Below are 24,736 nucleotides of genomic sequence, written 5' to 3' on the forward strand. Positions count from 1 at the left end.
GGCGGCCTGTCTCGGGTCGAGTCTGCATCGGGGTGGGGTGTCACGCATGCTGTGCGGGGAGGGGCTGGGGCAGTCGTCGCGCCAGGTGTCCGGCGCGGGCGAGGCCGCTGACGGCGGCGGCGCAGGCAAGCCCGGTGCCGGTCAGGGCCGTCCAGGTGAGCCAGAACGCGTCGTGCCGCGCGGCGAAGTCCAGCAGAGCGCCGGTGATGAGGTTGCCGAGGGTGATGCCCAGACCGGAGACGGTGCTGTAGAGGCCGTAGTGCGTGGCGACCAGACGGCCTCCGGCCAGGGCGACGACCGTGTCCATCTCGAACGGATAGGTCACCGCCGCTCCCGCCGAGAGCAGCACCACGGCCACCAACAACGCGGCCGGCACCCCGACCGACGAGCCGTGCGGGGTGAGCGCCAGCGGAAGGAAGGCCAGCCCCATGGCGACCAGGCCCCGCACCAGCGCCGCGGCGGGCTCCCACCGCTCTTTCGCCCAGCCGGTCAGGCGCAGCTGTCCCGCGACGGCCACGGCGGCCGAGACCACGAAGAGCCCGCTGGTCAGCGTCGTGCCGTGCGAGCCGAGAGCGTGGGCCGCGGTGAGCGGAAGGGCCAGGTAGATCTGGAAGGTCAGCACGTTCGAGCCGATCATCGCCGTGGCGAAGAGCAGGAAGGGCCGGTTGGCGACGACCGTGCGCCACTGCGTCAGCACATGGTCCCGCCCGGCGCCGTCCGCCTCGACGTGCCGGGCGGGCAGGGCCCTCCACTGGAGCAGCGTGAGTGCGCAGAACACGGCCGCGGCCACCGCGCACACCAGGCTGAAGTCGGCCGCCAGCAGCGCGAGTCCGACCACTGGGCCGAGCAGCATGCCCGCCTGGTAGTAGACGTTGAACGTCGCGAAGGCGTCGACGCGGCGGTCGCCCGCCTCGACGGCGAGGCAGGCACGCACGGCCGGATTGAACAGGGCGCCGGCGAAGCCCGTGGCCGCGGAGGCGGCGACCAGGGCGGGCAGGCTGTCGACCCAGCCGAGCAGGCCGAAGCCCAGGGTGCGCAGGAGACACCCGGTCATGATCGGCGCCTTGTAGCCGAAGCGGTCGGCGAGGGTGCCGCCGATCAGGAACATGCCCTGCTGGGAGAAGTTGCGCACGCCGAGCACCAGCCCGACCGCCCAGGCGGCCAGGCCCAGTTGGCCGGAGAGATGCGCGGCCAGGTAGGGCATGAGCATGTAGAAGGCGAGGTTGATGCCGAACTGGTTGGCCATCAGCAGCCGTACGGCGGGCGGAAAGGAGCGGGTCTGCCGCCACAGCTGCCTCATCGAGCGACCCCGGCCGGCCGCGGGGTGTCGCCGGTGGCGAGCGGGTCGACGACCTGGGTGCAGCGGGTCCAGCGGGTGACGGCCCGTACGCCGGCGTGGGCGATCTCGTCGGGATCGTCGGCGGGCGGGGGGCCGAGCAGGTCGTGCGTACGGCAGTAGGTGTCGTCGTAGACCGTGCCGACGTAGCGCTGCGGGCCGTCGGGGAAGACGGCGACGATCCGGTCGCCGGCCGGCCGGGTGCGGGCCAGCCAGCGCGCGACCAGGGCGACGGCGCCGACGCTCCAGCCGCCGGTCGCGTAGTGGTCGCGGGCCAGGCGGCGGGCGGCCCAGACCGCTTCCGGGGCGGCGACCCAGTGGACCTCGTCGAAGAGGCCGTAGGCGACGTTGCGGGGGTGGATGCTGCTGCCCAGGCCGCGCATCAGGCGTGGTGCGGCGGGCTGCCCGAAGATCGTCGAGCCGGTCGCGTCGACCCCGACGACGTGCAGCCCGGGGGAGTGGCGGCGCAGTACGGAGGCGATGCCGGCCGAGTGCCCGCCGGTGCCGACGGAGACCACGAGGACGTCGACACGGCCGAGCTGGGCGGCCAGTTCACGGGCGAGCGGGGCGTAGGCGGTGACGTTGTCGGGGTTGTTGTACTGGTCCGGGCACCACGAGCCGGGATGTGCGGCCAGCAGTTCGGCGACGCGGTGCCGTCGGGCCTGCTGCCAGCCGCCGGTGGGGTGCGGGGCCCGGACCACCTCGACCTCGGCGCCGTGTGCGGTGAGGAGGCCGGTCATCAGGGGCTCCATGCCGGGGTCGGTGACGACCGTGACGGGGTGCCCGAAGGTGGCGCCGGCCAGTGCCAGGCCGAGGCCGAGGGTGCCGGAGGTGGACTCCACGATCCGGGCGCCGGGCCGCAGCTCGCCACGTCCGCGGGCCGCTTGCACCATGTACAGGGCGGCGCGGTCCTTGATGCCTCCGGGGTTGTGTCCTTCGAGCTTGGCCCAGAAACCGCCTCCGGCGGCGGTGAAGGGTGCGCCGATCCACAGGACCGGGGTGTCCCCGACGAGTGCGGGGAGACTGCTGGTGGGGTCGTTCATGGCGTGCTTCTCCTGCGGCCGGGCCGCGGGCGGCCACCGGCCGTGGGTAGGGGGGAGGACGGTGATCGGCTGCCACGCCCGGCGCCTGCGGGGGAGTCGGGCGTGGCCGAGGGGCGATCAGGTCCGCCACACGCCCAGGCGAGCCGGTGAGGGCCCCAGGGAGGAGCCGGCCGTTCCGGCGGCCGGAGGGTGCGCCGACGGCATCACGCACGCCGGACGGGAGGCGGCCACGGTGACCGGCAGCGCCTCGTGCACCGTCTGCAGGGAGCGGGCCGCGCCGCGCGGTGCCTGGACCGTCGGTTCGTCTGCGCCGCAGCAGTGCGAGTCGTCGTCGTGGTCCGGGGCCGACGGCCGGCAGGCGGGGTCCGGCGAGAGGGCACCGGCCTGAGCGAGGTCGATGCGGACGGTCGGGACGGTGTCATACCGCGCCGAGGCCGGCGACGCGGGTCCGTGGGCACAGGCCAGCAGGTGCATCAGGGCGGCCAGGAGCACCGCGACAGCCGCCACGGCGCGCATCGCCGAGCGGCTGCTGGGGTGACCCGGGCAAACCCTCACGACGCAAAGAGTAATCGCACCATCACCCTAAGTTGTCTCCATGAGGGGTGTTTCGGCTCTCTGGTGAGGTACTTCCACGGCGTCCCCGTCGGACGGCGACGGCGGTCGGCTCTGCGCCCGTCGGCCCCTGCGTCTACCCCGGGGTGTGCGCTGCGGCCACCACAGGACGTACGCGGCGGAGCCGACCGCGAAGGCGAGGCGGATGAAGCCCTGTGCCGAGTCGGAGGGGACCAGCAGGGCGTTGCCGTACAGGGAGATGAGGGCGACCCAGCTGACCCAGGGGACCAGACGGCGCTGGCCGATCGAGTCCCAGATCAGGGTGCCGAGGAGGACCGAGGCGGTGTAGTACGTGTACACGCTCGGGTCCAGGACGATCCGGGCGTCGGCGGCGAGCAGCACGACCGCCGGCCAGCGGTGCCGGCGGACGGCCAGCGCGCCCAGGGCGATCCCAGGGCCATCTGGGCGGGGCGGTCTCACCAGGGGGTGGCGGCATCGTGCACGCCGAACCAGCGCAGGGACGACGCCGGCTGGTTGGGAATGGTGAAGCGGGCCGCGGCCAGGGTCTCCATGTGGGTGAGACAGAAGGGCAGCCAGGCCGCGGCCACCAGGCCGGCCGCCGAGGCGGCGGAGCGCAGCCGTGCGGGGCGCGGCAGCGCCAGGAGGAGGGGCAGGAAGCCGACCGCCCAGGGTTTGGAGTCGACCGCCAGTGCCAGCAGGACACCCGTTTTGTCCTCGACACCGCCCACCTGAGCGCTAAAAAAGGGGCGAACACACAGGTCCGAGCCCCGTGGACCGGGGCAAGCCGGGTTCCAAGATGCACATCCTGTCGGACGCGAACGGACTGCCCCCCTTCTCGTCGGCATCTCGGCCGCCAACACCCACGACAGCGAAGGGTTGAAGCCCATGGTCGAGGGTTACCAAACGAGACACGACCCTCACAACGGCCGGTACTTCAAGCCCCAGCGTCTGCATGCGGACAAGGCCTACGATCGGTCCGACCTGCGCAAATGGCTTCGGTGGAAACGCATCGGAGTACGGATCGCCCGCAAGGGCATCGAGTCCAGCGAACGATTAGGGCGACGCCGCTGGGTCATCGAGCGGACCATGTCCTGGCTGTCCGGCTACCGCCGCCTCAGCCCCCGCTACGAGCGCAACCCCCGCAATTACCTGGCATTTCTCGGCCTGGCCGCCGCCCTGTGCTGCTACAAGCGACTCGTCCGCCTCACCACATAGGACATGGTCTCAGGCGGCGGGGTGGTGGGCTCGGGAGGTGGGTATGCCGGCCGGCGCGCGGGGCGGGCGTGTGAACCGGACCGGGACTCCTGGGGAGTAGAGCACGCTTGTGGGCGCTCCTGTGGGGGCGGGCAAGCCTCCGTTGGTGACGAGGGTTTGGTCGCAGTGGAGTAGTTCGGCGCGGTGGAGTGGCCAGCGAGGGTGAGCGTTGGGGAGGTACAAGGGGCGGCCGAGGAAGGTGCTGTGCATGCCCCAGCGGGCGGTGAGGAAGTGCTCGAGTTCGGTCGGTGCCTCGACCCGTTCGCTGACCCGTATCGCAAGGCTGCTGTGCGCGTTGCGAGGGCCGGGCCAGCGTCGGCTGCTGGTGTAGGTGATCGTCGTGCCCTGCTGGTGGATCTTCATCCGCGACCAGACGTAGGGAAGGCGGACGACGGTTCGTCCGATGGCGACGGGGATCAGGCGAGAAGCGTCCAGCGAGCGGAAGACGACACCGCGTCGCCCGTGGGTGTCTACGGAGTAGAGGCGCACGTTGGTCTCGGGGAAGGAGCCGAGGTAGGGGATGCCGGGGAGGCGGAACCATCCGACGCGGTGCATCCGGAAGGCGACGAGTCCGACGTAGGTGATGCCGTGCAGTGTGTCCGGCCGGGTGCCGACCGGAAGGAGCGGGGCGACGTCTGCCGGGTCGGCAGGCCAGTGGAGGAAGGCGAGGTCGAGCCAGGACTGGGTGAGGAGAGGGCGGTCCGCGGTATGAGGCGGGTCGACGGTTATCGGTTCGGGTTCCACACTGAGCGATGGCTGCGGCATCGGGCCAGTATCCCGAATCGGGCTCGCGGGAGAGCTGGTGGGCCTCGCGTTCCTTGTCGAACGCCTCACGCCACTTGTCCCTGTCGGCCGTGAGGTTGTTCATGACGTACGTCGGGACGATGACGCCGAGGATCATCAGGATCACGACCAGGCCGACGACGCCGTACTGGGTGAACTGGCCGATCATCTTGGCGACGTCGGGGGCATGCGAAAGTCCCGGCCGTGGGACCGGGGCTTCGAGTGGGGGCGCTCAGCCTGCGTGTGTCTCGCCCAACTGTATGTGGACGGGGCTGCCCAGTTGCTTGATCCAGGTTCCTCGTAGGGAGCAGAGCCGCCTCAGTCTCGACCTGGGCGGCTTTGATCTCCAGGGGGTTCCTGGCGCCCGTGGTCCTCCATGGCCTTCTGAGCGGCCTTACTGGCGCCTTCGAAGAAGCTCTCGAACGAGAGTGAATCGTCCATGGACGGACGGTAACCGCCCCTGTAGTACAGGGCGATGGAATTTAGAAAGACCCGGCCCCGGGGCGAACCACGCCCAGGAACTCCCCGAGGCCGGGAGCTTGTTCAGGAGCCGTGCGTGTGGCCGTGGCCCTCGTCGTGGGAGTGGGTGTGGCCGTGCTGCCCTTGTACTTCAGGGCCCCGGCCTCTACGTACAGCACGCCGCCGCCACTGGGGGTGTCAAGCGGAGGCGTGGTGGCGCACCAACGCCGACTGCAGTAGGTCGGGCCGGCATCCTCGATCGCAGTGAGGGACTCCTGGCACGGTGCGCACCGCTCGACGCACGCGCCGATCAGCGCGGACACGGTCCGCATGTCCGGCGTGGTGTCCCGTTCCCACCGGCTGGGGTCGGCAGGCTGGAGGTCCTTGCTCGATGGGCCACTGTCGTGCCGATGGAGGGTTCCGGCGTTGGCGGCGGCGTACGCGGAGCCCCGACTCCGGCTGTTGTTCCTCGGCCGGCTCTTGCGGCCGTGGCTCCTGGGCATACCGCTCTCGCATTTCCCGCGCCCGGCCCCATGACCCGATGCGCGCGATGAAGGGCAGCATGCGGAAGGCTCAACGGCCGTGCGGCCGCATGGAATCCGCGTGGTACTCAGGTTGAACTGGTGGAGTCCGATGGTCTGGTCGCGTCATGGTCCATGATCAGGCCAGTCGTCGTCAGCGAGATCCCTCTGCTCAGCATGAGCCAAATAGCGAATCATATGATCGGAGAGTCACAGTATTAGGCCGTAGGGTGAACCCTGGCATCTCGGGGCTTGGGAAGGGAAGCAACCGATCATGGGATCCCTTGCACATCCGCAGTTCCACATGCCGTTCGAGTCCCGCCTCAACCCCCATGTTGACCAGGCCCGCGCACATGCCAAGGAGTGGGCCCGGCAGATGGGCATGTTCGACGACGAGTACTTGGAATGGCCTCAAAGGTGGAGCGAGGAGAAGTTCGATCGGGCCGACTTCCCGTTGTTCATCGCCTTGACCCATCCCGACGCCGATGCCAGCGAGTTGGAGCTGGTCACCGATTGGCATGTTGCTCTGTGGTTCGTTGACGACCTGTTCCTGCCGCTCTACCGGCGTGACCATGACCAGGAGTCGGCTGCAGCTCAGGTGGAACGGCTGATGCTGTTCTTGCCGTTGGACGGATTGCCGCGGCCGCTGAGCCCGGTCAATCCCGTGGAGCGGGCCTTCGCAGATCTGTGGACCGGCACGTCCGCCACCATGAGCCTGGTCTGGCGCGATCGGTTCATCAGCAGTGTGCGGCGCTTCCTCGACGGGGTGCTGTGGGAGCTCGATCACGTCGACCATGCCTTGACCGACCTGATCGAATATTTGGGAGCCCGCCGTGACTTCGGCGGCTTGCAGTTCACCGCCGTGCTCATGGAGCACGCGATGGGCGAGCTCCATGAGAATGCAGTTCGATGCAGGGAGTTCCGCACCGCCGTTGACGCGTTCGTTGACGCCGTCAGCCTCCACAACGACATCGTGTCCTACGACCGGGAGGTCGATGAGGGCACAGTCGGCAACAACGGCGTGGAGGTTGCTCGCAAAGCCCTTGGGCTCAATCGGCGCGACGCTGCTGCCGTCGTCAACGATCTGCTGACCGCCAGGGTCGACACTCTGGCCGAGGCCCCGGCGGCCGTACCGCCCGAGGCAGAACAGTTCGTCGAGTCGCTGCAAGAGGCGCTGGCAGGCTCGTACTTGTGGCACGAGCTGACCGGCCGCTTCGGCCAGGCAACGGCAAGAACTCTTGGGAGGCCCTGCGGTCTGGGCACATCCGCGGTATATGCCTTTTCAGGGCCATTCCGGGGCTATTCGGGTTGAACTACGCGGAGTCCGGCGGTCTGATCGCCTCGTCGTCAATGGTCAGACCGGTGGGTGGCAGACAGCCGTCGACCAGGTGGGGCCGGCACTGGATCTTCTTCAGCTTCCGCTTGATCACGCGGGTGAGATGCGTGAGATCGGCGGCGGCGAAGTCGGCCAGGTGCCGCTGGAGGAGCGACCGGATCCCCTCGGCCGGGTTCAGCTCCGGTGCGTAGGAGGGCAACTGGAAGATCTGTGACCAGTCCTGGTGTTGCTCGGCGAAATCGGCCAGCTCCTTCGCCAGATGCACGTTCAGGTTGTCCCAGCACCACACCACCGGCGTACCGAGCTGCAGGTGGGTCATGACGATCAGGTCGCGGTACTGGCGCCAGGAGAACGCCTTCGGCTCGCCCCCGCGCCCGTGCCAGATGTGCAGGTCGAAGAAGAACCGGGAGCGGTGTCCTGCGCGGTAGCAGACCACGCCGGCGATGTTGACCCGTCCCCGGTTGCGTCCGCACACCCGCGCCACCGGCCGGGCTTCGCGCGGTGCCCAGGTGTGCCCCTTCGGCGGCCTCAGCCCCTGGCCTGCCTCGTCCTCGAAGCAGATGTGGGCGCCCAGGTCCGCCGCGGTCCTTTTACCTGCAGCCACACCTCGGCCTTCCACACCTCGATCGCCTCGTCGTCGCGTTCGATCGCCCGCCGCAGGGGCACCTGCGCGGACCAGCCGTGCCGTCGCAACAGCTTCCACACGCCCTGGATCGTGAACCCGACATGGAACATCCGCCCGATCAGCAGCTTGACCCGCTTCAGCGTCCACCCCTGGAACTCGTCGTCTCAGCCGTGCGCGAGCGGGTCCCGCTTCAACTCACACTCCAGCCGCTCCCACTGCCTGGGGCTCAGCCGTTCCACCGAGGCCGGCCCCTTCGAGCGCAGGGCGTCCGCACCGCCCTCCTCCCACTCCCGCCGCCAACGTCGCACCGACCGTGACGTCACCCGAAGCTCCCGCGCGACGGCCTCGGTCTTCTCACCACGAGCGAACCGCTCGGCCGTTTCAAGACGCACCCGCTCCCGCTTTTCCTGCTCCTTGGGGGTCAGCCCGCCCCCATGCGCGTACCGCATGACGACGTCGTACCGCAGCGATCAAAAACCGTCACGGGCCACCGGACTCCACGAGTTCAACCTGAGTAATTGCCGGCCTTCTTCATCCGGCCGCCGTGGGCTCTGTCAACGACCTCGTACGCGGCCTGGACCGCTATTTCCTGGCCTGCTGGGCCTTCTCCAGCCTGCCGCCCGCTCGCGTAGAAGGCCTGCACAAGCGGGACCGGCGGTCCTTGCCGCGTAAGGAGCGGTCCGTTCACGGGGTTTCACCGCGCAGCGCCGCGAGGGTTTCGGCGACAGCGGCGTCCGTGGCCGGGGTCGGCCGCCGGGAACGGGAGATTGCGGCGGTGGCGTTGACGATCATGCAGTAGAGGAGGGATCGCCGACTCTGGCCTTCGGAGAGTATCTGGCAGGCGTCGGGAAGGTGTTCCTCGGCCAGGGCAGCCAGCTGGCGCAGCCGGGTGTCGAGAGGGACCGGGCGGTCGGCGCAGGCGCTCACGGGAGCGGCGAGGGCCGGGACGGCCGGGGCGACCAGTGGAAGCACCCGGCAGCGGCTCGGGCAGGTGGCGCACCCTGGCAGCTCACGGGGCGGGCGGGAGCCCATGGTCCGGTTCAGGTCGGCACGGATCTCGGAGAGCAGCTCACGTGCCGGTCCGTCCAGGTGCTCCGCCTTCAGCCAGCCCTCCGCCAGTCGCGCCAGGATCCGCGCGGCACGGTCACGCTCGAGCAACTCCGCGCCGCCGTCCGGTCCGCCGAGGCCCTCCAGCCGGCGCCTGGCGGCCTGCGCATAGGTGCAGTACGCCAGGCTTCCCCCGGGCACGGACGAGCGCCAGGCCGTCCAGGCATCCCACAACTGCTCCGCCGTGCCCAGCAGCAGACGGTCGAAGAAGGGGGAAAGCGCATGGTCCGCGGCGGCTCGTGCGCTGTCCCGGTCGGCCAGGTGCAGCACCGTGCAGGGCGCAGGACAGCGGCGGCAGCCGCCGTGACGGTGCAGATACGCCCGGTCGGCCTCGGCCGGTGCGCCCAGCGCCCCTTGCACCCGCACGGCCACGGGCTCGGGCGGCCGCATCCTGGCCAGCACGGCAGAGCCGATCCGCTCGTCGTGGACGACGGCCTCACCGGGCGGCAGAGTGGCCAGATGGCGGCTCTGCTGCTCGGTGAGGTTGACCGTCGCGGCGACGACCGCGCGGTCGTCGGCGGCGACCAGCCGGTGCAGGATCTTGACGTTCGAGTTCTTGACGATCTCCGGCGCGAGCTTGGTGGGCACCTGGTCGGCGACGATGAAGCCCTCACCGTACGCCCGCATCTCGGCCATCATGTCGGTGAACATCGCCACCGCCTTGGCCTGCGCATCGGGGGTCTCGGCGCCGGACGGCGGCCGGGCGGCGCGCAGCAGCCGGTGGGCCTCCTCGATCAGTGTCAGGTGGCGCAGCTCCTCGCCTTCCGGCGCGGACGCCCCCGCGCGTGACTCGGCGTACTCGTACAGGCGGCACAGCAGCAGGGCCATGACGAAGGACTTCTCCTCGTCGTCGCCGAGGTTCCGCAGCTCGATCAGTGCCGGCCGGGCGAAGAGCTCGTCCACGGGCACCGAGCGGCGGGTGTCCAGGGCCATGCCCTTGGTGCCCACCACCAGGCTGCCCAACCGGGAGCGCAGTGCGGCGCCGAGGTTCTGATGGACCTCGCGTCCGTAGGCGCGCCGCTCCAGGACTTCCTCGATCTTGTCCTGGAGTTCCCTGATGGTCGGGGTGAGCGCGGCGACGTCCGGTGCGGACGGGCGCGCGCCGAGCAGCTCGTTGGCAGAGGTGTGCAGATCCCAGCCGCGCTCGGTGTAGACCTCGAGCATCGCGTCCTCGAGGACGTAGGACATGCCGGCGAACATGGGGAAGGACGCGTTGAACACGGCCTTGAGCAGGTCGATGTGGCGTGAGAGGGGCACGGAGGCGACCGGTGCGAACGGGTTGAGCCGCAGCGGCAGCGGGGCGTCCGGGCCGATGCCGTAGACACGGAGTCTGCCCTTGAGGGCCGGATGCTGGGCGAGCCGGCGGTACTCGGCCTTGGCAGGCTCGATGACCAGGAACGGCACTCCCAGCTCGGTGTACGCCTCGACCAGCAGGTTCTTGGCGGTGGTGGTCTTGCCGTAACCAGTCATGCCGGTGATGAAGACATGCCGGTTCAGCGCCCGGTCGGACACGGTGACCTGCTGGTGCTCACCGCCCTGGGCGTCGGTGACACGGCCGACGGTCACGGCCTTCGGCTCCGGTGGCGGGGCGGAGAGGGAGAACTCGGCGACCTCGTGCATCGGCAGTCCGGCCATCGGCCCGCGAGGAAGGCCCACCAGGACGGCGAGTTCGGCGGAGGTGAGGCAGGTCGCCAGGGCGTCGAATGCGGGACCCAGGGGATGACCGGCGCCGCCGGACGCGGGCGCCAGGGGAAGGACGCGGCCGTGCAGGGCCGCGTTGCGGAGGGTGGCCGGCGGGAGCCGCAGCACCCGCAGCGGGTCGAGGGCGGTGGCCTCGCCGCTGCAGGTGCCGCGCAGCGCCCCCGCCAGTGACTCCAGGGTGCCCTCGCTTTCGGCCGCCAGATAGACGGCGGTGCGCCACCAGCCCTGGGCACGGGCGGTCTCCAGCCGGTCGATGTGCTGCTGGAGCAGTTTTTCGCAGGCCTCGGCGGTGGCGTCGAGCAGCTCCGCGTTGTGGCTGCGGAGGGTCGAGACGCCCTTGGACTGGGAGGTGTTGCGCGGGCCGCCGGTGAGCGAAGCGAGCTGGAGGACCGAGGGGGCAGCGGTTGCCAGCGGGCGCACGGCCGGGAAGATGCCGGCCATGGAGCAGAAGACCGCGATGGCGGTGAGGCAGGCCGGCAGGCCCGGTTCGGGTCCGGCGGTCTCGGTGGTGGAGGTGGTACTGGTCTCTCCCTGCTGGCTGCCGACGGTGTGCCGGACCAGCGCGTGGATTTCGCTGCGCAGGCGACGACACTGGTCGAGGGTGCGGTCGAGCTCCCCGGCGGACAGGGGTTCGGCTGCGACCACCACGGCGTAGCGGCGGTCGCCGACGGCTGCGGCAAGGCGGTCGAGTGACTGGAACGCGGCGGGACTGCGGCCCTGGACGGGGGCGGGAATACCGGTGATCAGGGCGAGGGCCGGAGCGCTGCGGACGAACGCGGCCAGCTCGGCGTGGGAACCCTCCTCGAATGAGTCGGGCGGGCCGAGTTCGAGTCCCGGGACGTGGGCGCGCAGCACCCCGGCCTGGCCCTGCAGGAAGTCCTCGGTGGAGCCCCTGGAAATGCCTGCGAGGCGGCGCCCGCCCCAGTGGATGCGGTGCCTGCTGCCGTCACCGTGGACCGCGACACTGAGCAGATGGCCACCGCTGTGGCAGGCGGTGAGGACGTGGGGGACAGCGGCAGCCCAGCCTGACTCGGACGACGGGCGGCCCAGGGCGCGGATCTCGTGCAGCAGCGGTCGGGGCCCGTCTCCCGATGGCGGTCTGACGGTCCATCGGGTGGGATCGAAGTCGGTGAGGTAGCGGCGTTCCAGCAGGCCGAGCAGCAGGTGCGGCATGGCCTCGGCGAAGCCGGCCGACCCCACCAGCGCGTCGGCGGTTGCGGTCGGGCTCCCGTGTCCGCCGGGCCCGGAGAACTGAACGGGAAGCTGAGGCAGCGGTCCGGGGACGGCAGGGGGCTTGGACGTCATCGTGGCTCCGGCGTGCGTGGGGTCGTCAATGGCTGCCGCGGGTGCGGGACCGGCGTGTCGGCGGGCGGATGAAGGAGCCGGTCCGCCATGGCCGGTCACCAACGCGGCGGATCAGTGGCCTTCCGCGACGGCGGGCTTCGCCCGTGGCTCGCTGGACCGCCGGGCCGAGGCGCTGCGCGGATGCGGCCGCGCGGCAGGGAATGGTCACGGGGACTCCGGTGAGCCGGACCAGCGCTCCCAGGGCGGGATGTCCTCGCGACCCGGTGCGGCTGGGCCGTCGCTGGGGGCGGGGGCGGGGGAAGCATCGTCCGACGCCGGTGCGATGCCGGGTGCCGCCGTCGGCAATCGGCCGTGGAACTCCGGCCAGTAGGCCGCTCCCACGGCCAGATCGGCCGCTGGGGCGGAGCTTCGCCACACCGGCGCAAGCCTCGCCAGGGCGTCGCGCAGGAAGGGCCACACCCCGCCCACGCCCCCGACCAGGACCAGTTCGGCATCCGGCGCGGAAGCTTCCGCCAGGGCCTGCACCTGGCTGACGGTGCCTGCCACCTCCGGCCGTCCGGCCAGTTCGTCGCGGTGCAGGGCGAGCGGGGTGAACATCCGATCGGCCAGTGGGCCGTACCAGGGCACCACCGCCTCGGCGTCGAGCAGGCCCGCGCACTCCAGGGCCGCGTCCAGCAGGGCGAGCAGGTCGCGGGCCGGGCTGCCCTCGTCGCACCGGGCCAGCACCTCCTGGGCGACCAGGTCCGTCCACGCGCCCGCGCCCTCCGCGTGGACGGCGTCCACCGCACGGCGGTCGAGCAGGGGTTGTCCGTCGGCGTACGCCACCTGGTAGGGCGCGAGCACGGTCCACCGTTCCCCGCACACCACGGCCAGCACCGTGGCCCGGTCGGGTGGCACCGCACCGCCCTCTGCCAGCCAGCGGCAGACCAGGGCATCGGCGGCGCCGATCCTCGACGGTCTGCCCAGGCCGGATTCCTGGCAGCGGTGTTCGGCGTCTGCCGGAGTTCTCGGACCCGTGCACACGACGGTGGAGCAGCCGAGAGCGGGTGTGGCGCCGACCAAACCCAGGTAGCGGGCGGTGCGCCGGTGTACGCCACGCAGGAAGCGCTGGGACCAGGGGTCGCTGCGCCAGGCGAGGAGCCGCTCGGCCGTGGCGGGCCCGTCGCCCAACAGCTGTTCGGCTGCCGCGCTGCCCCAGGCGTCGTCGGCGCATGCGTTGGGGATCAAAGTCCGCCGGCCGTCGCCGAGCAGGGACAGCCGGGCGGCCCCGGGCCTGCCCTCACGCAGTGCCACGACGGTGCGCGCGTACTGCAGGTCGATGCCGAGAACGCCGGTCACGGATTTCCTCCGCAGCTGTCCAGGCAGTCGGTGAGGTGCCGGTGCAGCGCTTCCAGGACGGTGAGCGGGCCGGAGTCGGAGTCGCTCGGGGGTGGGGTGAGGGGACGGCAGGCGCCCCCCAGCAGCTGGAGGATCCGGCTGCGCCGTTCCTTGGCGTGCTGTGCGGCCACGGCCGCTGCGGCCATGATGTTCGCCCGGGTGCGTTCCCGGTCGGGTACGGCGGACTCGGCGGCCTCCTTGGCCCGCTCGACCGAGTCGGCCGCCGCGTTGACGACCTGGTCGATGGTCCGCAGGGCTTTGACCGACAGTGAGGGCATCATCGAGCCGATCCGCCCGCTGACGGTGCGCCCGAGGCTGTTGGTGCGCAGTTCGGGCAGGCGTCCGGCGAGCCGGCCCGGCACCTCGACGGTGACCGCGGGAGGCCGCAGCAGCTCCGCCAGCTGTCGGGTCTCCGTCTCGGTGAGGGCCGCATGCCCGGTGGTGGTGGCGCTCCGGTCCAGCGTCCGGGCCAGGGCGTCGGCCAGTTCGGCGGATGCCTCCTGCAGATGTCCGGTGAGCAGGCGGCCGTAGCTGCCGTCACGCTGAACCGGGCCGGTCGTCAGCTGGTTCGCGACCTGCTCACCGCAGGCGCGGGCTCGTATCTCCCATTGCCGTGCGCAGTCGTCCACAGCCCGCTCCATCTGGGAGCGGAAGAGCTCGCCGGCGGTGGCGAGGTCGGCCCGCAGCAGGTCGTTGCCGGCGCGTTCCTGTTCCAGGACGGACCGCTGCTCGCGGATCCGGAATGCGGCCTCGTCGACCAGGGGGCGCAGCAGCGCCGCCGCACGGGCTCGCCGGGCGGTTGCCACCGCCGGGTCGGCGTGGCCGATCCCGTCGAGCAGAGCACGGGCCTCGGGTCCGCCGAAGTGGCCGGGGTCGGCGGCGGCCGCGCGGGCACTGACGAAGACGAGTCCTGTAGGCAGCGCGCCGTCGAGTGCGTGGTGGAGCCGGGCCCGGTGGTGGTCGGCCCTGGTGGCCAGGAAGCGCTGCCACTGCTCGGGGGTGTCCTCGGTGAGGAAGACATTGACCAGCAGCACCACCGAGTCGGGTCCGTGCCGTTCGCGGTGGGCCCGGAGGAATTCCTCCTCGCTGGTGGAGATCGGCTGCCGGGAGTTGACGACCCAGACCAGCAGGTCGGCATGGGCGGCGGCCTCGGCAGCCCGGGTGGTCATGGCATCGGTGTCGTTGATGCCGGGTGAGTCGACCCAGCGCACGCGGTCCGGGACCGGGCAGTCGGCCAGCTCGATCACCACGCGACAACTCTCCAGCACCTCGCGGCGGTAGTCGCCGTCGGCGGCGACCAGGGAGACGGCCTCTGCGATGGCGTCGGTGGTGCACGGCATCTCTGCGCGCCGGCCGGCGCGGACGACGGTGACGCGGTCGGCGGATCCCCTTCTGATCACGCAGGCGACTCCCGTCTCCGGGAAGTCGTCGACCGGCAGGAGCGGACGGCCGATGAGCAGGTTGAGGAGGCTGGACTTGCCGGCACTGAAGTGGCCGCCGAAGACCACCGTGGTGCCGGGCGCGGCCAGCACGGTCCGTACCCGCTCCAGTTCGGTGGTGAACCGCCGGTGACAGGCGTCGCCGTGGTGTTGTGCGAGTTCTCGGGCAAGGGCCGGCGGCAGTGCCACCGCCGGCCGTGCGGTACTGCGGGTCCAGGTCACCGGTTCACACCTGCTGTGCGGTGGTGAGGGCCTTCTGCAGTTGAACCAGATGTCCGGCGACCGTGGTCTTGGCTTCGCCGAGCCGGGTCAGAGCCTGGTCGCGTTCGTGCTGGTCGCGCTGGTTCTCCTCGACCATGGACCGGATGTTGTTCTCCTCCTCCTCGATCACGGCGGTGATCTCCTGGGTGACGAGGTTCTCCAACTCCTCGAAGCCTGCTCGCACGCGCTCGGTGAGCTGCGGGCCGAGTTGTACCGGCAGATCGCGCAGCCCCGCGTCGGCGTCCTCGACCGCCCTGCGCTTGAGGCGCTTCTCCAGGTTGAAGCTGCCACCACCCATGCTGCCCAGGAGTGAGGCGGCCAGCACCGCCGGAATGACGATCGGCGCGGCGGGGCTGACGCCGAGCATGCCGAGGACGACCGCTGCGCCCAGGGCGGCGCCCGCGCCGCCGGCCGCGCCACGCCAGCCTGCCGCGCCCCCGGCCACGGCACCGCCCAGCCCGCCCAGCGCGAAACCGGCCACCGCGGCCAGCACGCGCTCGGTGGTGCCGACCAGAGGTTTGCCGCCCGGGGCGACCTCCCACCCGGTCAGTTCCAGGTGCAGGGCGTCGAACTCCCTGCCGATCGCTACGATCTCCACCTCGATGTCGTCCGCCAGGTGCTTGAGCAGCGGCACGAGCAGGTCCTGCGCCTCGGCGTCGGCCCAGCCCGAGAGGCTGTCGGTGATGTACTGCTGGACCGCCTCGGAAATGGTGGCCGCCGCCTTCTTCTGCTGAATCACCCCGAGCATCTTGCCGAGGTTGACCTCCACCCCCTCCACATGGTCGGCCAGGCCGTCACGCATGGTGGCGGTCCGCGCCGTGAGGCTCGTGGTCAGGGCGGCTTCGGCCTCGGCACGGTATCGGGCGAAGAGCGCGGGCAGCTTGGCCGGGCGGCTGCGGATCGCCGAGAGGGTGGGCAGCATGCCCGCGTACGCCTCACGCAGCCGGGTCTGGTCGGTGCGGGCGGCCTTCACCCGCTGGTCGATGTGCTGGTCGACCGCCTGGGCCAGATGGGTGGCCTGGGTGGTGTACCGCTTGAGGTGCACATGGTGGCGGTCGCGCAGGAGGAAGTCGCCCAGCCGCCGCTCGAGTTCGGCCAGGCCGGATGCCTCGACCAGTTCCGGATCGTCGCCGTAGACGCCGCGGCGGGCGCGTTCGGCGTCGACGAAGTAGATGTCACGAGAGGCGAGGTCCTGGCCCGCCCAGGCGGGACCGCCGAGCTGGTCGCGGACGTACCTGTTCCAGACGAACCCCATGAGCCGGTCGTCGGCGGGGCGGGCGTGGAAGAGGTTGACCACCGTGAAGATCCGGGTACCCTCCCGCACCAGGTCGGAGGCGTTCATCAGCTCGTTCTGGCCCATCAGCACATCACTGCGGTAGACCAGTACGGCGGCGTCGCAGCGTTGGGTGGCCTCCTGGGTGACCTTGGTACGCGTGGGGTGTTCGTCCAGTCCCGGCGAGTCGTAGACGACGACGCCGGCTTTGCAGAGCCTGGCGGGGAAACCCATTTCGAACTCGCGGATGTGCCGGAAGCGGCGTTCGCTCTCCTGCTCGTCGATGTCGAGGGTGGACTCCCGCAGATAACGGTCCAGGGGCCAGGACTCGGACTTGCCCTCGAAGCTCCACGCCTTGATGTACGGCTCCTCGGCGTACCGGACCCCGGTGAGGGTGGCGGTGGCGGGCAGATCGTCCACGATCATGGGCCCCTGGTGCCCCGCCAGGTCGACGGGCTGGGTGGTGCCGCCGAGCAGGGCGTTCAGCAAGGTGGACTTGCCGTTCTTGAAACGCCCCATCACCATCAGGTTGAAGGTGTCCGACCTCAATTGAAGGGCCGTCGCCTCCAATCGCGAGGCGGTCTCCTTCATCTCCAGCGCCCGTGCCAGCGTGCCCAGCCCGTCGATGGCCACGCCGGCCTCCCCGGTGGCCCGCTCGGCGCCCTGCTGCATCATTTCCGCCAGCGTGCTGCTCGTGTGTTGTGCCACGGTCTCCCCTCCCTGTTCTCCGGGCGTTGAGCGGCTCGCCCGGGATGTGGCGCGTCCTCCGCCCTGCAGGGCGGAAGTTCTCAGATCCGTACGGCGGCGAGGCGGCGCCGCAGGGCGTCCAGCTCGGTGGTGGCCTCCGCGGTGACGCCCGGACCGGCAGCGTGCCCGGCCTCCGGCATGTCCTCACCGCTGTCCTGCGGCGGGCACAAGGCGTCCAGCTCGCGGCCGGCCCGGTCCAGGGTCTGCTCCACGGTCCTGCGCAGCGCCCCGACCTCCCGGCGCACCGCGCCGGGCACGAGCTGTGTCAGGCCGGCGATGCGTTTGCGCACGGCGTCCTGCCCGTAGGCGGTGGCCCGGACGAGTTGCTGTTCGGCCTGCATGTGGCGCAGCATGCCTCCGGCGGCGGCTCCCACCCCGGCGCCCAGCACGGTGCCGAGTCCGCTGGTGAGCACCGCTCCGGCGGCGGCACCGAGCACCCCACCCACCACCACCTCGGCGGCCATGCCGGGACTGCGCCCAGGTGCGACGGGGCCGGCGGAGGAGTTGGCGGAAGCCATCAGCGCACCGTCGAAGGACACCGTGGGCACCGTCCCCACGCACTCCGGCGTCGCCCCGCACCCCCTGAGCGCCTCGTCCAGCCGGTGGAAGAGCTCGCTCACCGCGAAGTCGATGCGGGCAGCCCTGGCCCTGAGCCCGGGGCCGGTGGTCGCGGCCCAGCGGTGGATGCCCCGGTCCACACAGCTGCCGACGAGGCTGCGTACCCGGGCGGGTTCGGACAGCTCCTCGCGGTGGCGCTCCAGGAAGCGCTTCACATCGCGCTGGAGGTCCTGCTCCAGTATCCGCAGCGCGGCGGCCACCTCTCGCTCGGCGGCGGACGACTCGGCGTCCAGGGTCCGCAGCAGTTCCCGGCGGCCGTCGGTCAGGGCGGTGCGGGCGGCGTCGCTCTGGTCGGTGCGGCGGCGGGCCGGGTCGGCGGGCCGCGCCGGGGTCTGCTCGGCGATGAGGTCCGAGGCGAGGTCCAGCAGGTGGGCGATCCGGTAAGCCTGCAGTCGGGCGGGGGCCGCCACCTTGACGGCCATCCGTGCCTCCAGCGCGGCGGCGTCGCGTGCCAGACGTTCGCGCAGGTGCTCGGGCGCCTCGGCAGCGGCCCACAGCAGAGATTGGTGGTCGATCAGGTCGCCCCCGGCCCATTGCTCGTCCGGCCCCGCGTACAACAGGCGCCAGATACGGCGGGCCACCAGGTCCAGGTCGCCGTCGCCGGTCAGCGCCTCGGCCCCGGTGAGCACCACGACCACCGTGTCCGGCGGGCGTGCCGCGAGTGCGGCGGCGGCTTCGGCCGCCTCGGGGCCGAGCAGTTCCGCGCAGCCCAGGGCGAGGACGACGCGGTTGGCGCGCAGCGCGGGCGCCGGATCGGTGTGCAGGTCCTCCAGGGAAGCGCTGAGGGGTTCCTGGCCCTCCAGGCAGCTGCGCAGCCACTCGGCGAGCGCCGAGGCGTCCGCCTTGGGGGAGGCGCACAGCAGTACGGTCCGGTCGTCCGGTTGGGGCAGCGCGGCGGCGGCCTCGGTGACGGCCGTCCAGCCGTGACGTTCGGCAGCCTGGGCGACGGAGGCGAGCAGCGTGTCCAGCTCGGCGGCTGCGGGGCTTGCGGAGTCGGCCATCACTGCTCCAGCCATGCGTAGAAGTCGGGCGTCAGGGCCAGGGACCAGTCCCGGCACTCGCGAGGCAGCACCAGGGCAAGGGTGGCGGCGAGATCGCCGCGGACCGTGGGGTCGCCGGGGCTGCCCGCGAGGAATGAGGGAAGCGCCCGGTCCATCAGAGCGTCGAAGAGCCGTTGGTCCTCGCGGACCGCTGAAAGGGGCCGGCCGCTCGCGGACACGGTCACCGGACCGCCCGGCGGGGCGTCGCTGAACGGGGCGGCGGACACCAGCGCGTACATGAGCAGCCGGGGCCGCGTGATGCCGACCGCCCACCAGCGGTCGGGGGCGTCGATCAACAACGGCTGCCTCGGGGCCCGTACGGCAGGGGCGGCGAAGACCGCGTAGGCCGGGGTCCCCCAGCGCAGGGTGGGCAGCGGTGTGGAGACATAGTGCTCCAGCGGTACCTCGGCCGCGCGCAGCGCATGCTCGACGACCCCCTTACGGGCCTGCGCATAGGGCGTACGGGTGTGTTCGGACGGAGCGTCAGCGGTGTTCACAGCGGTGTCCCCTCCCCGGGGGCGGCGGCATGGACCTGGTCGGTGACCACGCAGTTGCCTCCTGCCCCCAGCCAACTGTCGGCCATGGTCGCGGCGTCGACGAAGCGCGCGGACTCGCCCGTGCCGCTGTCGTTGACGAAGAATCCCTCGATCTCGCCGGTCGCCGGGTCACGAGCCACCCCGATGGGTACGACCGCGTGGTTGGCCTGGCCGCCGTCCCAGTAGGTCGCGTCGTCCCAGAGCACACCGGCGTTGGCGGCGATGATCACTCCGTGGCCCTGCTCCAGGTTGGCGGCCAGGTCCTCCAGGGAGTCGGCACTCTCCACGTGGGCGGGCACGCCGTAGTCGGACAGAATGCGGGCCTGGTCGGGCAGTGTGGTGCCGCCGCGTGCCGTGGCGTCGCCCCCGGTCTCGCACAGGCCGTGGGAGACGGCGTGGGCGACGACATCGCCCTCGGTGACGTCGACACCGAACTGCCTCAGCACTCCCTCGCAGGAGCACAGCCCGCAGGTGCCCTGGAAACCGTAGGGGTTGTCGCCCTGACGGTGGGTGAAGTCGGCGTAGGTGTCGACATCTCCGATGATCAGGGTCTCCCGGCCGTCGGGCAGGGTACCGAGTGCGTACGGGACGTCGATGCCCGCGTCGGCAGGTTGGGTGACGACGTCCGCCGGTAGCTCGTGGAGCGGCTCTAATGGTGACGCGTGGTCCACTCGTCCCCTCCTCCGTGGCTGCTGGCCGATCGAATGTGGTGTGTCACCGGTTGCAGACCCCGGTGGGCGCGGCGGCATTACCGACTTCGCGGTGCGAGGCGGTGCCTCATGGCATGGCCAGGTGTCCGACGACCTTGGTGCAGGCGGAGCGCAGCAGCGTGGGCCAGTTGCGGCGGCGGTGGTCGGAGCGCCGCTCGAGGACGGCACGCCCGAAGACATCGGCCTCGGCCTCCGTGAGCGGGTCGTGCGGGACGCGTGCGGCCTGTTCCATGGCGTGCCTCAGCGCGTCCTCGCCGCCGAGGAGTTCGGGGTGGTGCAGGAAGAGCGCGACTCTGAGCTTCACGACGGCCCGGCAGTGGGCGACGGCGCAGCGCGAGCCGGGCAGGTCCAACGTGGTGCCGATCTCGTCCCAGGTACGGCCGGGTAACGCGAGCCGGGCCCGGACCACGGCGTACTCGGTGGGGTTGAGGTCACCCCGTGTGCGGGCCTGTTCGGCCAGTGCGGGCAGCCAGTCGGTGCTCGGCGGGTCCGCATGCGGCGGGTCGGCGTCCGTGACCGTCTCGCCGTGCCGGTCGAGCGGCACTTCGCGTTCGTCCCGTCTGAGTCGATGCGCGGCCAGTCGCGCCGCTTCGCGGGTGGCGATGGCCATGACCCAGGTCAGAAAGGCCGACTCACCCCGAAAGGTGACATAACCGCGCCACGCCCGGATGGCCACAGCCTGGCCGAGGTCCTCGGCGTCGGCGGCATTGCGCATCGCGAACCTGGCATAAGCGACAACATGCGGTCGCGCGGCGATCCATTTCTCTGCAAACTCGTCATGTTCGGCGGAACACTTGCGCGTACCCGGGCCGGCGCAACCCTCCCGGCCCACCCCTTCCGGGAACAGCTGTGCGTGCATGTGCGTCGGCAACCCCCCTGGCGCGACACATATCCGGCCCATCCGGGCCGATTGGGTTGCCAGCATAGGGAGAGTGGGTACGCCTTTGCGGTCTGTGTGCCTCTTTGCTCGTGAATCATCAACTCCTGACCGATTCTGTCGAATTGCGACCACGTCGCGGGTCGGCGGACCCGCTAGCAGGGAAAACGCAATTCGACGAAGAGCTGCGTCGGCGCGAACTGCTGCTCATGCAGGGACGCGGGGAGGTGACCCGGTACGGGCGTCCGGCACGGCGACGGAACCGCGCTGACCATCTACCAGTCCCGGTGAACGGTGACCTCGCGCTCAGCGCACGCGGTCCTTCCGGCAGTGCGTCAGGTGGGAATGCGTATCGTCTCCACCCAGCTCGGGGGCTGTGGTGCGGCGGAGCCGATCAGGGCCGCGATGATGCGGCAGGGCGGGTTCTCGTCGGGCCAGGGGGTGAGTCCGTCCTGGGGGCAGTTGGTGACCTGGTGGAATGCGTTCGACGTCCCCGCCGAGAAGGTTTGCGCGGGCTCCCTCGGCACGGCCGACATCGACGCAACGCAGTACGCCGACCTGCTCCACCTGGAAACCAACTGCCCCCACGACGAGCTCACCTACGCCAAGGCCCAGCTGCTGCTCGCCGACTGGCTGAAGCCCAAGAGCGCCCCTCAAGAGCGTGATCCGGCGAGGCGCGCCCAGACTGTCCCCGCTCGTCGCCCTGCGTCCGTCCTGGTCGCGTACGGCAACAGGCGGTTTGGGCTGGGTCCAGAGGCGACGGACGCGCAGAGCGAGCAGTGCCGGGTCCGGGTCGACTCTGAGACGGCGCGCTCGTGGCCGAACTTTGGCCAGGCCAGGCCAGCGGTCAATGTGGCGACCGAAGGGATCGCGAAGTGTGATCACGCGGTCCTCTACGGCGGCGAGCGCCCAGTCCGTCGACTGCCAGTGCACGGCCATGCCGACCTCGGTGTCGTCGCGACGTACGGCGCCCAGCCGTAGGCCGGTGGTCAGAAAGAGATGCGTACGCGCAGTGGTGGTCGCGGGTAGCTGATCAATCACGCCCAGGGCTCGCACCTCGGTCGCGACGACGCAGGTTTCCTCCTCCAGTTTTCGCAGAGCGGTCTTGTCGGGCGCTTGACCGCCGGTGATCGCTCCCCGGGCGGCGGGCGGGATGGCGGCCGATAATGGATCCCGTGGACTCGCCACAGAAGTCCAAGGCGAAGAGCATGACGAAGGCCAAGGCCTCGGACCTGGCGTTCTGGCCGTTCAGCGCGCGGGCGGCCCTGTTCCTGGCCCCCCTGCTACTGGTCGTGCTGGCCGTGGCCTGGGGCGCCGCGCGGACCGCGCTGGGCCTGGACACCGCGTCGGCCGGCTGGGTGCTGCTGGGCATCGTCGGCCTGAGCCTGCTCCCCGTGCTGCTGGTGGTCCTGAGCGGGGTCGCGTCGACCGGCGGGTCGGTGGAGCTCGGCGCCGTCAAGATTGCCCTGACGGCCGCCGCCGGGTCCCAGCGGGGCCTGGCGGTCCCCCGGAACGTGGTCCCGCAGCTCGGCATCTCCCTGGCCGACGCCGGTGGTGTCGAAGCCATCGCCTCCCTGCGGAACCTGCGCGGAACCGAGGTGGTGATCGTCGACCTCGAGGACGGCCACGCCTGGTGGGAGACGCGGCTGCTGCTGCTGTGCGCCGGCGCCACCCGGCTCGGCCGACCCTCGGTCGTCGTCTTCACGGCCCAGCAGCAGGGCAGGGCCGACCAGTTCATCGGCTGGGCTCGCCCGGCCGACCTCCTCGAACGCCTTCAGGAGAGCGACCCGCACCTGCGCAAGGCGTACCTCGAGGCGTCCGGGCAGGCGGTGGCGGTCCGGCTCGCCGAGCCGACACCGCAGACACCTCAGACACCGCAGACACCGCCACCGCCGACGACCTCGGCGCTCATGAAGGAACTCGGACTGCAGGGCATGCGGCCCATGACCCACCCTGCGCCGCGAAACGAGCTCAACCCGCTCCTGGAGGAGCAGCTGCTTGCGAGGAGCATGGCCCGCCTCGAGGCGCTGCCCGCCGAGATCGACGTCTCCCGGCTGCACCAGCTCTTCACACCGGTCCTGCACACCAAGGCGCTGGAACGCACCGACGACGACGCGGTCTGGCTGCGCGCGGCCCTCCTCGACGAGGGCGACTACGTGGCCTTCACCGACTCGGGCCGCTACACGGGCATCATGTCGGGCGCCGCCGTCGCCCGGGCGGCCCTGCTGGCGCTCCTCCCGTCCGACGCGGGGGCGTGAGGGGCGCCCGGGTCTGGTAGCGCAAGAGATCAAGGTGTCACAGGACAGCTGGTTCACATCGATGTGTGGTCGGGTAGCCCGGTCACGGCAGCGTGCCCCCTGCCCGACCACAGGACGGCAGAGGTGGAGTCGGGCCGTGACCGAGCACGCTGCCCAGCAGTCCCTACCGACCCGAGATCAGCTCTGCGCTCTGCGGGACCTCGCTCATGGGCGGAGCCCTGGGTGACGACACCCCGGAGACGTCCCCCCTTTCCTCAGTGACGCTGACATATGTCAGCGGACGCCCTAGGTTACTGAATAGAAGCGGAGCGTATTCGGCTGCTGGAGATGTGTTCGAAGGCCGCGACGGACAAGGTGTCGGTACCGGATGCCGGCCTCGGCCGTGCTTGGGCGGTGCTGACGGCGATACCGAAGCCGGCCGCGATCTGGGCGGGGGTGTCCTGCCGGCGCAGGTACACCAGACCGACCCGGTGGGGAACGTGGCGGCGGCCTGTTGTTCTGAGTGTGGTGGGCGGGATGGCGAGTTCGTGGGTCACGGCGAGCGCGGCTTCAGCGTGTATCCGGTCGGGCTGCACCAGCGGCTCGCCGAAGGTGCAACCCTGGTCATCGACCAGGTCGGCCATCCGCTCGAGGCGATCGGCGATCTCGCAGCCGAACTGGAGGGCTGGGCACCGCCGGCCGTGGCGACGACGCCGACCGCACCCTCTGCACAGCGATGAACGAGCGGGCCGCGGTTCCCGCCTGGTCGCGGCCTGGCACCGGATGAGAATATGCAACCAGTTGAATATTCCCATCCGGTGCTAAATTGGCCTCCATGGCTCTGCGCAACGCGGTGATGGCCGCGCTCTTGGAGGGTGAGGCGTCCGGGTACGACCTCGCGAAGGGGTTCCAGTCCTCGGTCGCCAACTTCTGGATGGCCACGCCGCAGCAGATCTACCGCGAGTTGGAGCGCATGGAGAGCGAGGGCCTCGTCGCCGCTCGCTTCGTCCTGCAGGAGCGCAGGCCCAACAAGCGGATCTTCTCGCTCACCGAGGCCGGGTACGCGGCCGTGCACGCCTACACGACCGAACCTCCGGCCAAGCCGACCGCGATCAGGGACGAACTGCTGGTCAAGGTCCAGTGCGTCGACGTCGGTGATCTCCAGGCCGTCCGTGCGGCGATCTCCCAGCGCATGGAACTGGCCGCCGCCAAGGTCGTCCGCTTCGAGCGGATGCGGGAGCGCCTGCTGGCCGGCCGCACCGAGGACGAGTACTTCACCACTGCCGAACGGATCGGCCCTTACCTCACCCTGCTGCGTGGCCTGTCACTGGAGCAGGACAACCTCCGGTGGGGCGAGGTCGCTCTGAAGCGGCTCGACCAGCGCGCCGCGGCACTGGCGGCACGGGCCGAGGGTTCCTGAGCCGTTGCCGGCTCGCCGCGTCAGCGGGTGCGCTTGGTGACGAAGTCGGCGATGGCGTCCTGCATCTGTCGAGAGCGAAGGTCTCGAAGCCGCGCCGGGCGAGTGGGGCGCCCAGGATGAGGGACATCTGGCGTCCGTTGGCGCCGACGCCGTGGTGC

The 24,736-nt window shown here is 71.0% G+C and carries 21 protein-coding genes and 2 pseudogenes; 5 read left to right on the forward strand and 18 right to left on the reverse strand.

Annotated elements, in window-relative coordinates; translation table 11 throughout:
- Positions 1-40: 40 nt before the first annotated feature.
- The 5 genes from ACFYZZ_RS08315 to ACFYZZ_RS08335 all read right to left on the reverse strand — a co-directional run bounded on the left by ACFYZZ_RS08315 (position 41) and on the right by ACFYZZ_RS08335 (position 3,680).
- A complete protein-coding gene (locus ACFYZZ_RS08315) occupies positions 41-1,300 on the reverse strand; it encodes an MFS transporter (RefSeq protein ID WP_389172883.1) in 1,260 nt (419 codons plus the stop codon).
- Positions 1,297-2,379: a PLP-dependent cysteine synthase family protein gene (locus ACFYZZ_RS08320; protein WP_389172885.1), complete on the reverse strand. Its 1,083-nt coding sequence runs from the start codon at positions 2,377-2,379 to the stop codon at positions 1,297-1,299. Before ACFYZZ_RS08320 ends, ACFYZZ_RS08315 begins: the two co-directional genes overlap by 4 nt.
- A 117-nt stretch (positions 2,380-2,496) precedes the next feature.
- Entirely contained in the window at positions 2,497-2,934 is a 438-nt protein-coding gene (locus ACFYZZ_RS08325) for a hypothetical protein (protein WP_389172887.1), read from the reverse strand.
- Positions 2,935-2,961: 27 nt separating this feature from the next.
- Entirely contained in the window at positions 2,962-3,411 is a 450-nt protein-coding gene (locus ACFYZZ_RS08330) for a hypothetical protein (RefSeq protein ID WP_389172889.1), read from the reverse strand.
- On the reverse strand, positions 3,408-3,680 hold the full coding sequence (locus ACFYZZ_RS08335) for a hypothetical protein (RefSeq protein ID WP_389173727.1): 273 nt from the start codon (positions 3,678-3,680) through the stop codon (positions 3,408-3,410). The genes ACFYZZ_RS08330 and ACFYZZ_RS08335 overlap by 4 nt, the downstream gene beginning before the upstream one ends.
- Here ACFYZZ_RS08335 and ACFYZZ_RS08340 point away from each other — a divergent pair.
- Positions 3,654-4,167, forward strand: a pseudogene (locus tag ACFYZZ_RS08340) (IS5 family transposase); the annotation flags it as partial. The gene ACFYZZ_RS08335 and the pseudogene ACFYZZ_RS08340 sit on opposite strands and share 27 nt — an antisense overlap.
- A 9-nt stretch (positions 4,168-4,176) precedes the next feature.
- Here ACFYZZ_RS08340 and ACFYZZ_RS08345 read toward each other — a convergent pair.
- Positions 4,177-4,971, reverse strand: coding sequence for a YqjF family protein (locus ACFYZZ_RS08345; RefSeq protein WP_389172891.1), 795 nt, complete (start codon positions 4,969-4,971; stop codon positions 4,177-4,179).
- A 1,272-nt stretch (positions 4,972-6,243) separates the two neighbouring features.
- Here ACFYZZ_RS08345 and ACFYZZ_RS08350 point away from each other — a divergent pair.
- Complete coding sequence (locus ACFYZZ_RS08350; protein ID WP_389172893.1) at positions 6,244-7,281, forward strand: terpene synthase; 1,038 nt, start codon at positions 6,244-6,246, stop codon at positions 7,279-7,281.
- Between the two features lies 1 nt (position 7,282).
- Here the strand turns inward: ACFYZZ_RS08350 and ACFYZZ_RS08355 are convergent, their stop codons facing one another.
- The 11 genes and pseudogenes from ACFYZZ_RS08355 to ACFYZZ_RS08405 all read right to left on the reverse strand — a co-directional run bounded on the left by ACFYZZ_RS08355 (position 7,283) and on the right by ACFYZZ_RS08405 (position 20,969).
- Entirely contained in the window at positions 7,283-7,909 is a 627-nt protein-coding gene (locus tag ACFYZZ_RS08355; RefSeq protein WP_389172895.1) for a transposase, read from the reverse strand.
- Positions 7,834-8,076, reverse strand: a pseudogene (locus tag ACFYZZ_RS08360) (winged helix-turn-helix domain-containing protein); the annotation flags it as partial. The gene ACFYZZ_RS08355 and the pseudogene ACFYZZ_RS08360, both read right to left, overlap by 76 nt.
- Positions 8,077-8,094: 18 nt before the next feature.
- Positions 8,095-8,379, reverse strand: coding sequence for a helix-turn-helix domain-containing protein (locus tag ACFYZZ_RS08365; protein WP_389172897.1), 285 nt, complete (start codon positions 8,377-8,379; stop codon positions 8,095-8,097).
- 235 nt (positions 8,380-8,614) lie between these two features.
- Positions 8,615-12,043, reverse strand: a complete 3,429-nt coding sequence (locus tag ACFYZZ_RS08370; protein ID WP_389172899.1) for an ATP-binding protein — start codon at positions 12,041-12,043, stop codon at positions 8,615-8,617.
- A gap of 204 nt (positions 12,044-12,247) precedes the next feature.
- Complete coding sequence (locus ACFYZZ_RS08375; protein WP_389172900.1) at positions 12,248-13,381, reverse strand: hypothetical protein; 1,134 nt, start codon at positions 13,379-13,381, stop codon at positions 12,248-12,250.
- Positions 13,378-15,081: a dynamin family protein gene (locus tag ACFYZZ_RS08380; RefSeq protein ID WP_389172902.1), complete on the reverse strand. Its 1,704-nt coding sequence runs from the start codon at positions 15,079-15,081 to the stop codon at positions 13,378-13,380. The genes ACFYZZ_RS08375 and ACFYZZ_RS08380 overlap by 4 nt, the downstream gene beginning before the upstream one ends.
- Positions 15,082-15,085: 4 nt before the next feature.
- Positions 15,086-17,101, reverse strand: a complete 2,016-nt coding sequence (locus tag ACFYZZ_RS08385; RefSeq protein ID WP_389172904.1) for a dynamin family protein — start codon at positions 17,099-17,101, stop codon at positions 15,086-15,088.
- Between the two features lie 80 nt (positions 17,102-17,181).
- Positions 17,182-18,759, reverse strand: coding sequence for a glycine zipper domain-containing protein (locus ACFYZZ_RS08390; protein ID WP_389172906.1), 1,578 nt, complete (start codon positions 18,757-18,759; stop codon positions 17,182-17,184).
- Positions 18,759-19,295, reverse strand: a complete 537-nt coding sequence (locus ACFYZZ_RS08395) for a hypothetical protein (protein ID WP_389172908.1) — start codon at positions 19,293-19,295, stop codon at positions 18,759-18,761. The genes ACFYZZ_RS08390 and ACFYZZ_RS08395 overlap by 1 nt, the downstream gene beginning before the upstream one ends.
- Entirely contained in the window at positions 19,292-20,005 is a 714-nt protein-coding gene (locus ACFYZZ_RS08400; RefSeq protein WP_389172910.1) for a hypothetical protein, read from the reverse strand. Before ACFYZZ_RS08400 ends, ACFYZZ_RS08395 begins: the two co-directional genes overlap by 4 nt.
- 106 nt (positions 20,006-20,111) lie before the next feature.
- On the reverse strand, positions 20,112-20,969 hold the full coding sequence (locus ACFYZZ_RS08405; RefSeq protein WP_389172912.1) for an RNA polymerase sigma factor: 858 nt from the start codon (positions 20,967-20,969) through the stop codon (positions 20,112-20,114).
- A gap of 297 nt (positions 20,970-21,266) precedes the next feature.
- Here ACFYZZ_RS08405 and ACFYZZ_RS08410 point away from each other — a divergent pair, with 297 nt between their 5' ends.
- Positions 21,267-21,902: a hypothetical protein gene (locus ACFYZZ_RS08410; RefSeq protein ID WP_389172914.1), complete on the forward strand. Its 636-nt coding sequence runs from the start codon at positions 21,267-21,269 to the stop codon at positions 21,900-21,902.
- 194 nt (positions 21,903-22,096) lie between these two features.
- Entirely contained in the window at positions 22,097-23,179 is a 1,083-nt protein-coding gene (locus ACFYZZ_RS08415) for a hypothetical protein (RefSeq protein WP_389172916.1), read from the forward strand.
- A gap of 290 nt (positions 23,180-23,469) precedes the next feature.
- Here the strand turns inward: ACFYZZ_RS08415 and ACFYZZ_RS08420 are convergent, their stop codons facing one another.
- The gene (locus tag ACFYZZ_RS08420) at positions 23,470-23,802 is read right to left on the reverse strand and encodes a hypothetical protein (protein WP_389172918.1); all 333 of its coding nucleotides are present in this window, start codon (positions 23,800-23,802) and stop codon (positions 23,470-23,472) included.
- Positions 23,803-23,993: 191 nt separating this feature from the next.
- On the opposite strand from ACFYZZ_RS08420, the gene ACFYZZ_RS08425 reads away from it, so the two are divergent.
- Positions 23,994-24,578: a PadR family transcriptional regulator gene (locus ACFYZZ_RS08425; RefSeq protein ID WP_389172920.1), complete on the forward strand. Its 585-nt coding sequence runs from the start codon at positions 23,994-23,996 to the stop codon at positions 24,576-24,578.
- Positions 24,579-24,736 lie beyond the last annotated feature (158 nt).

Source organism: Streptomyces sp. NPDC001816 (assembly GCF_042892235.1).
Classification (GTDB): Bacteria; Actinomycetota; Actinomycetes; order Streptomycetales; family Streptomycetaceae; genus Streptomyces.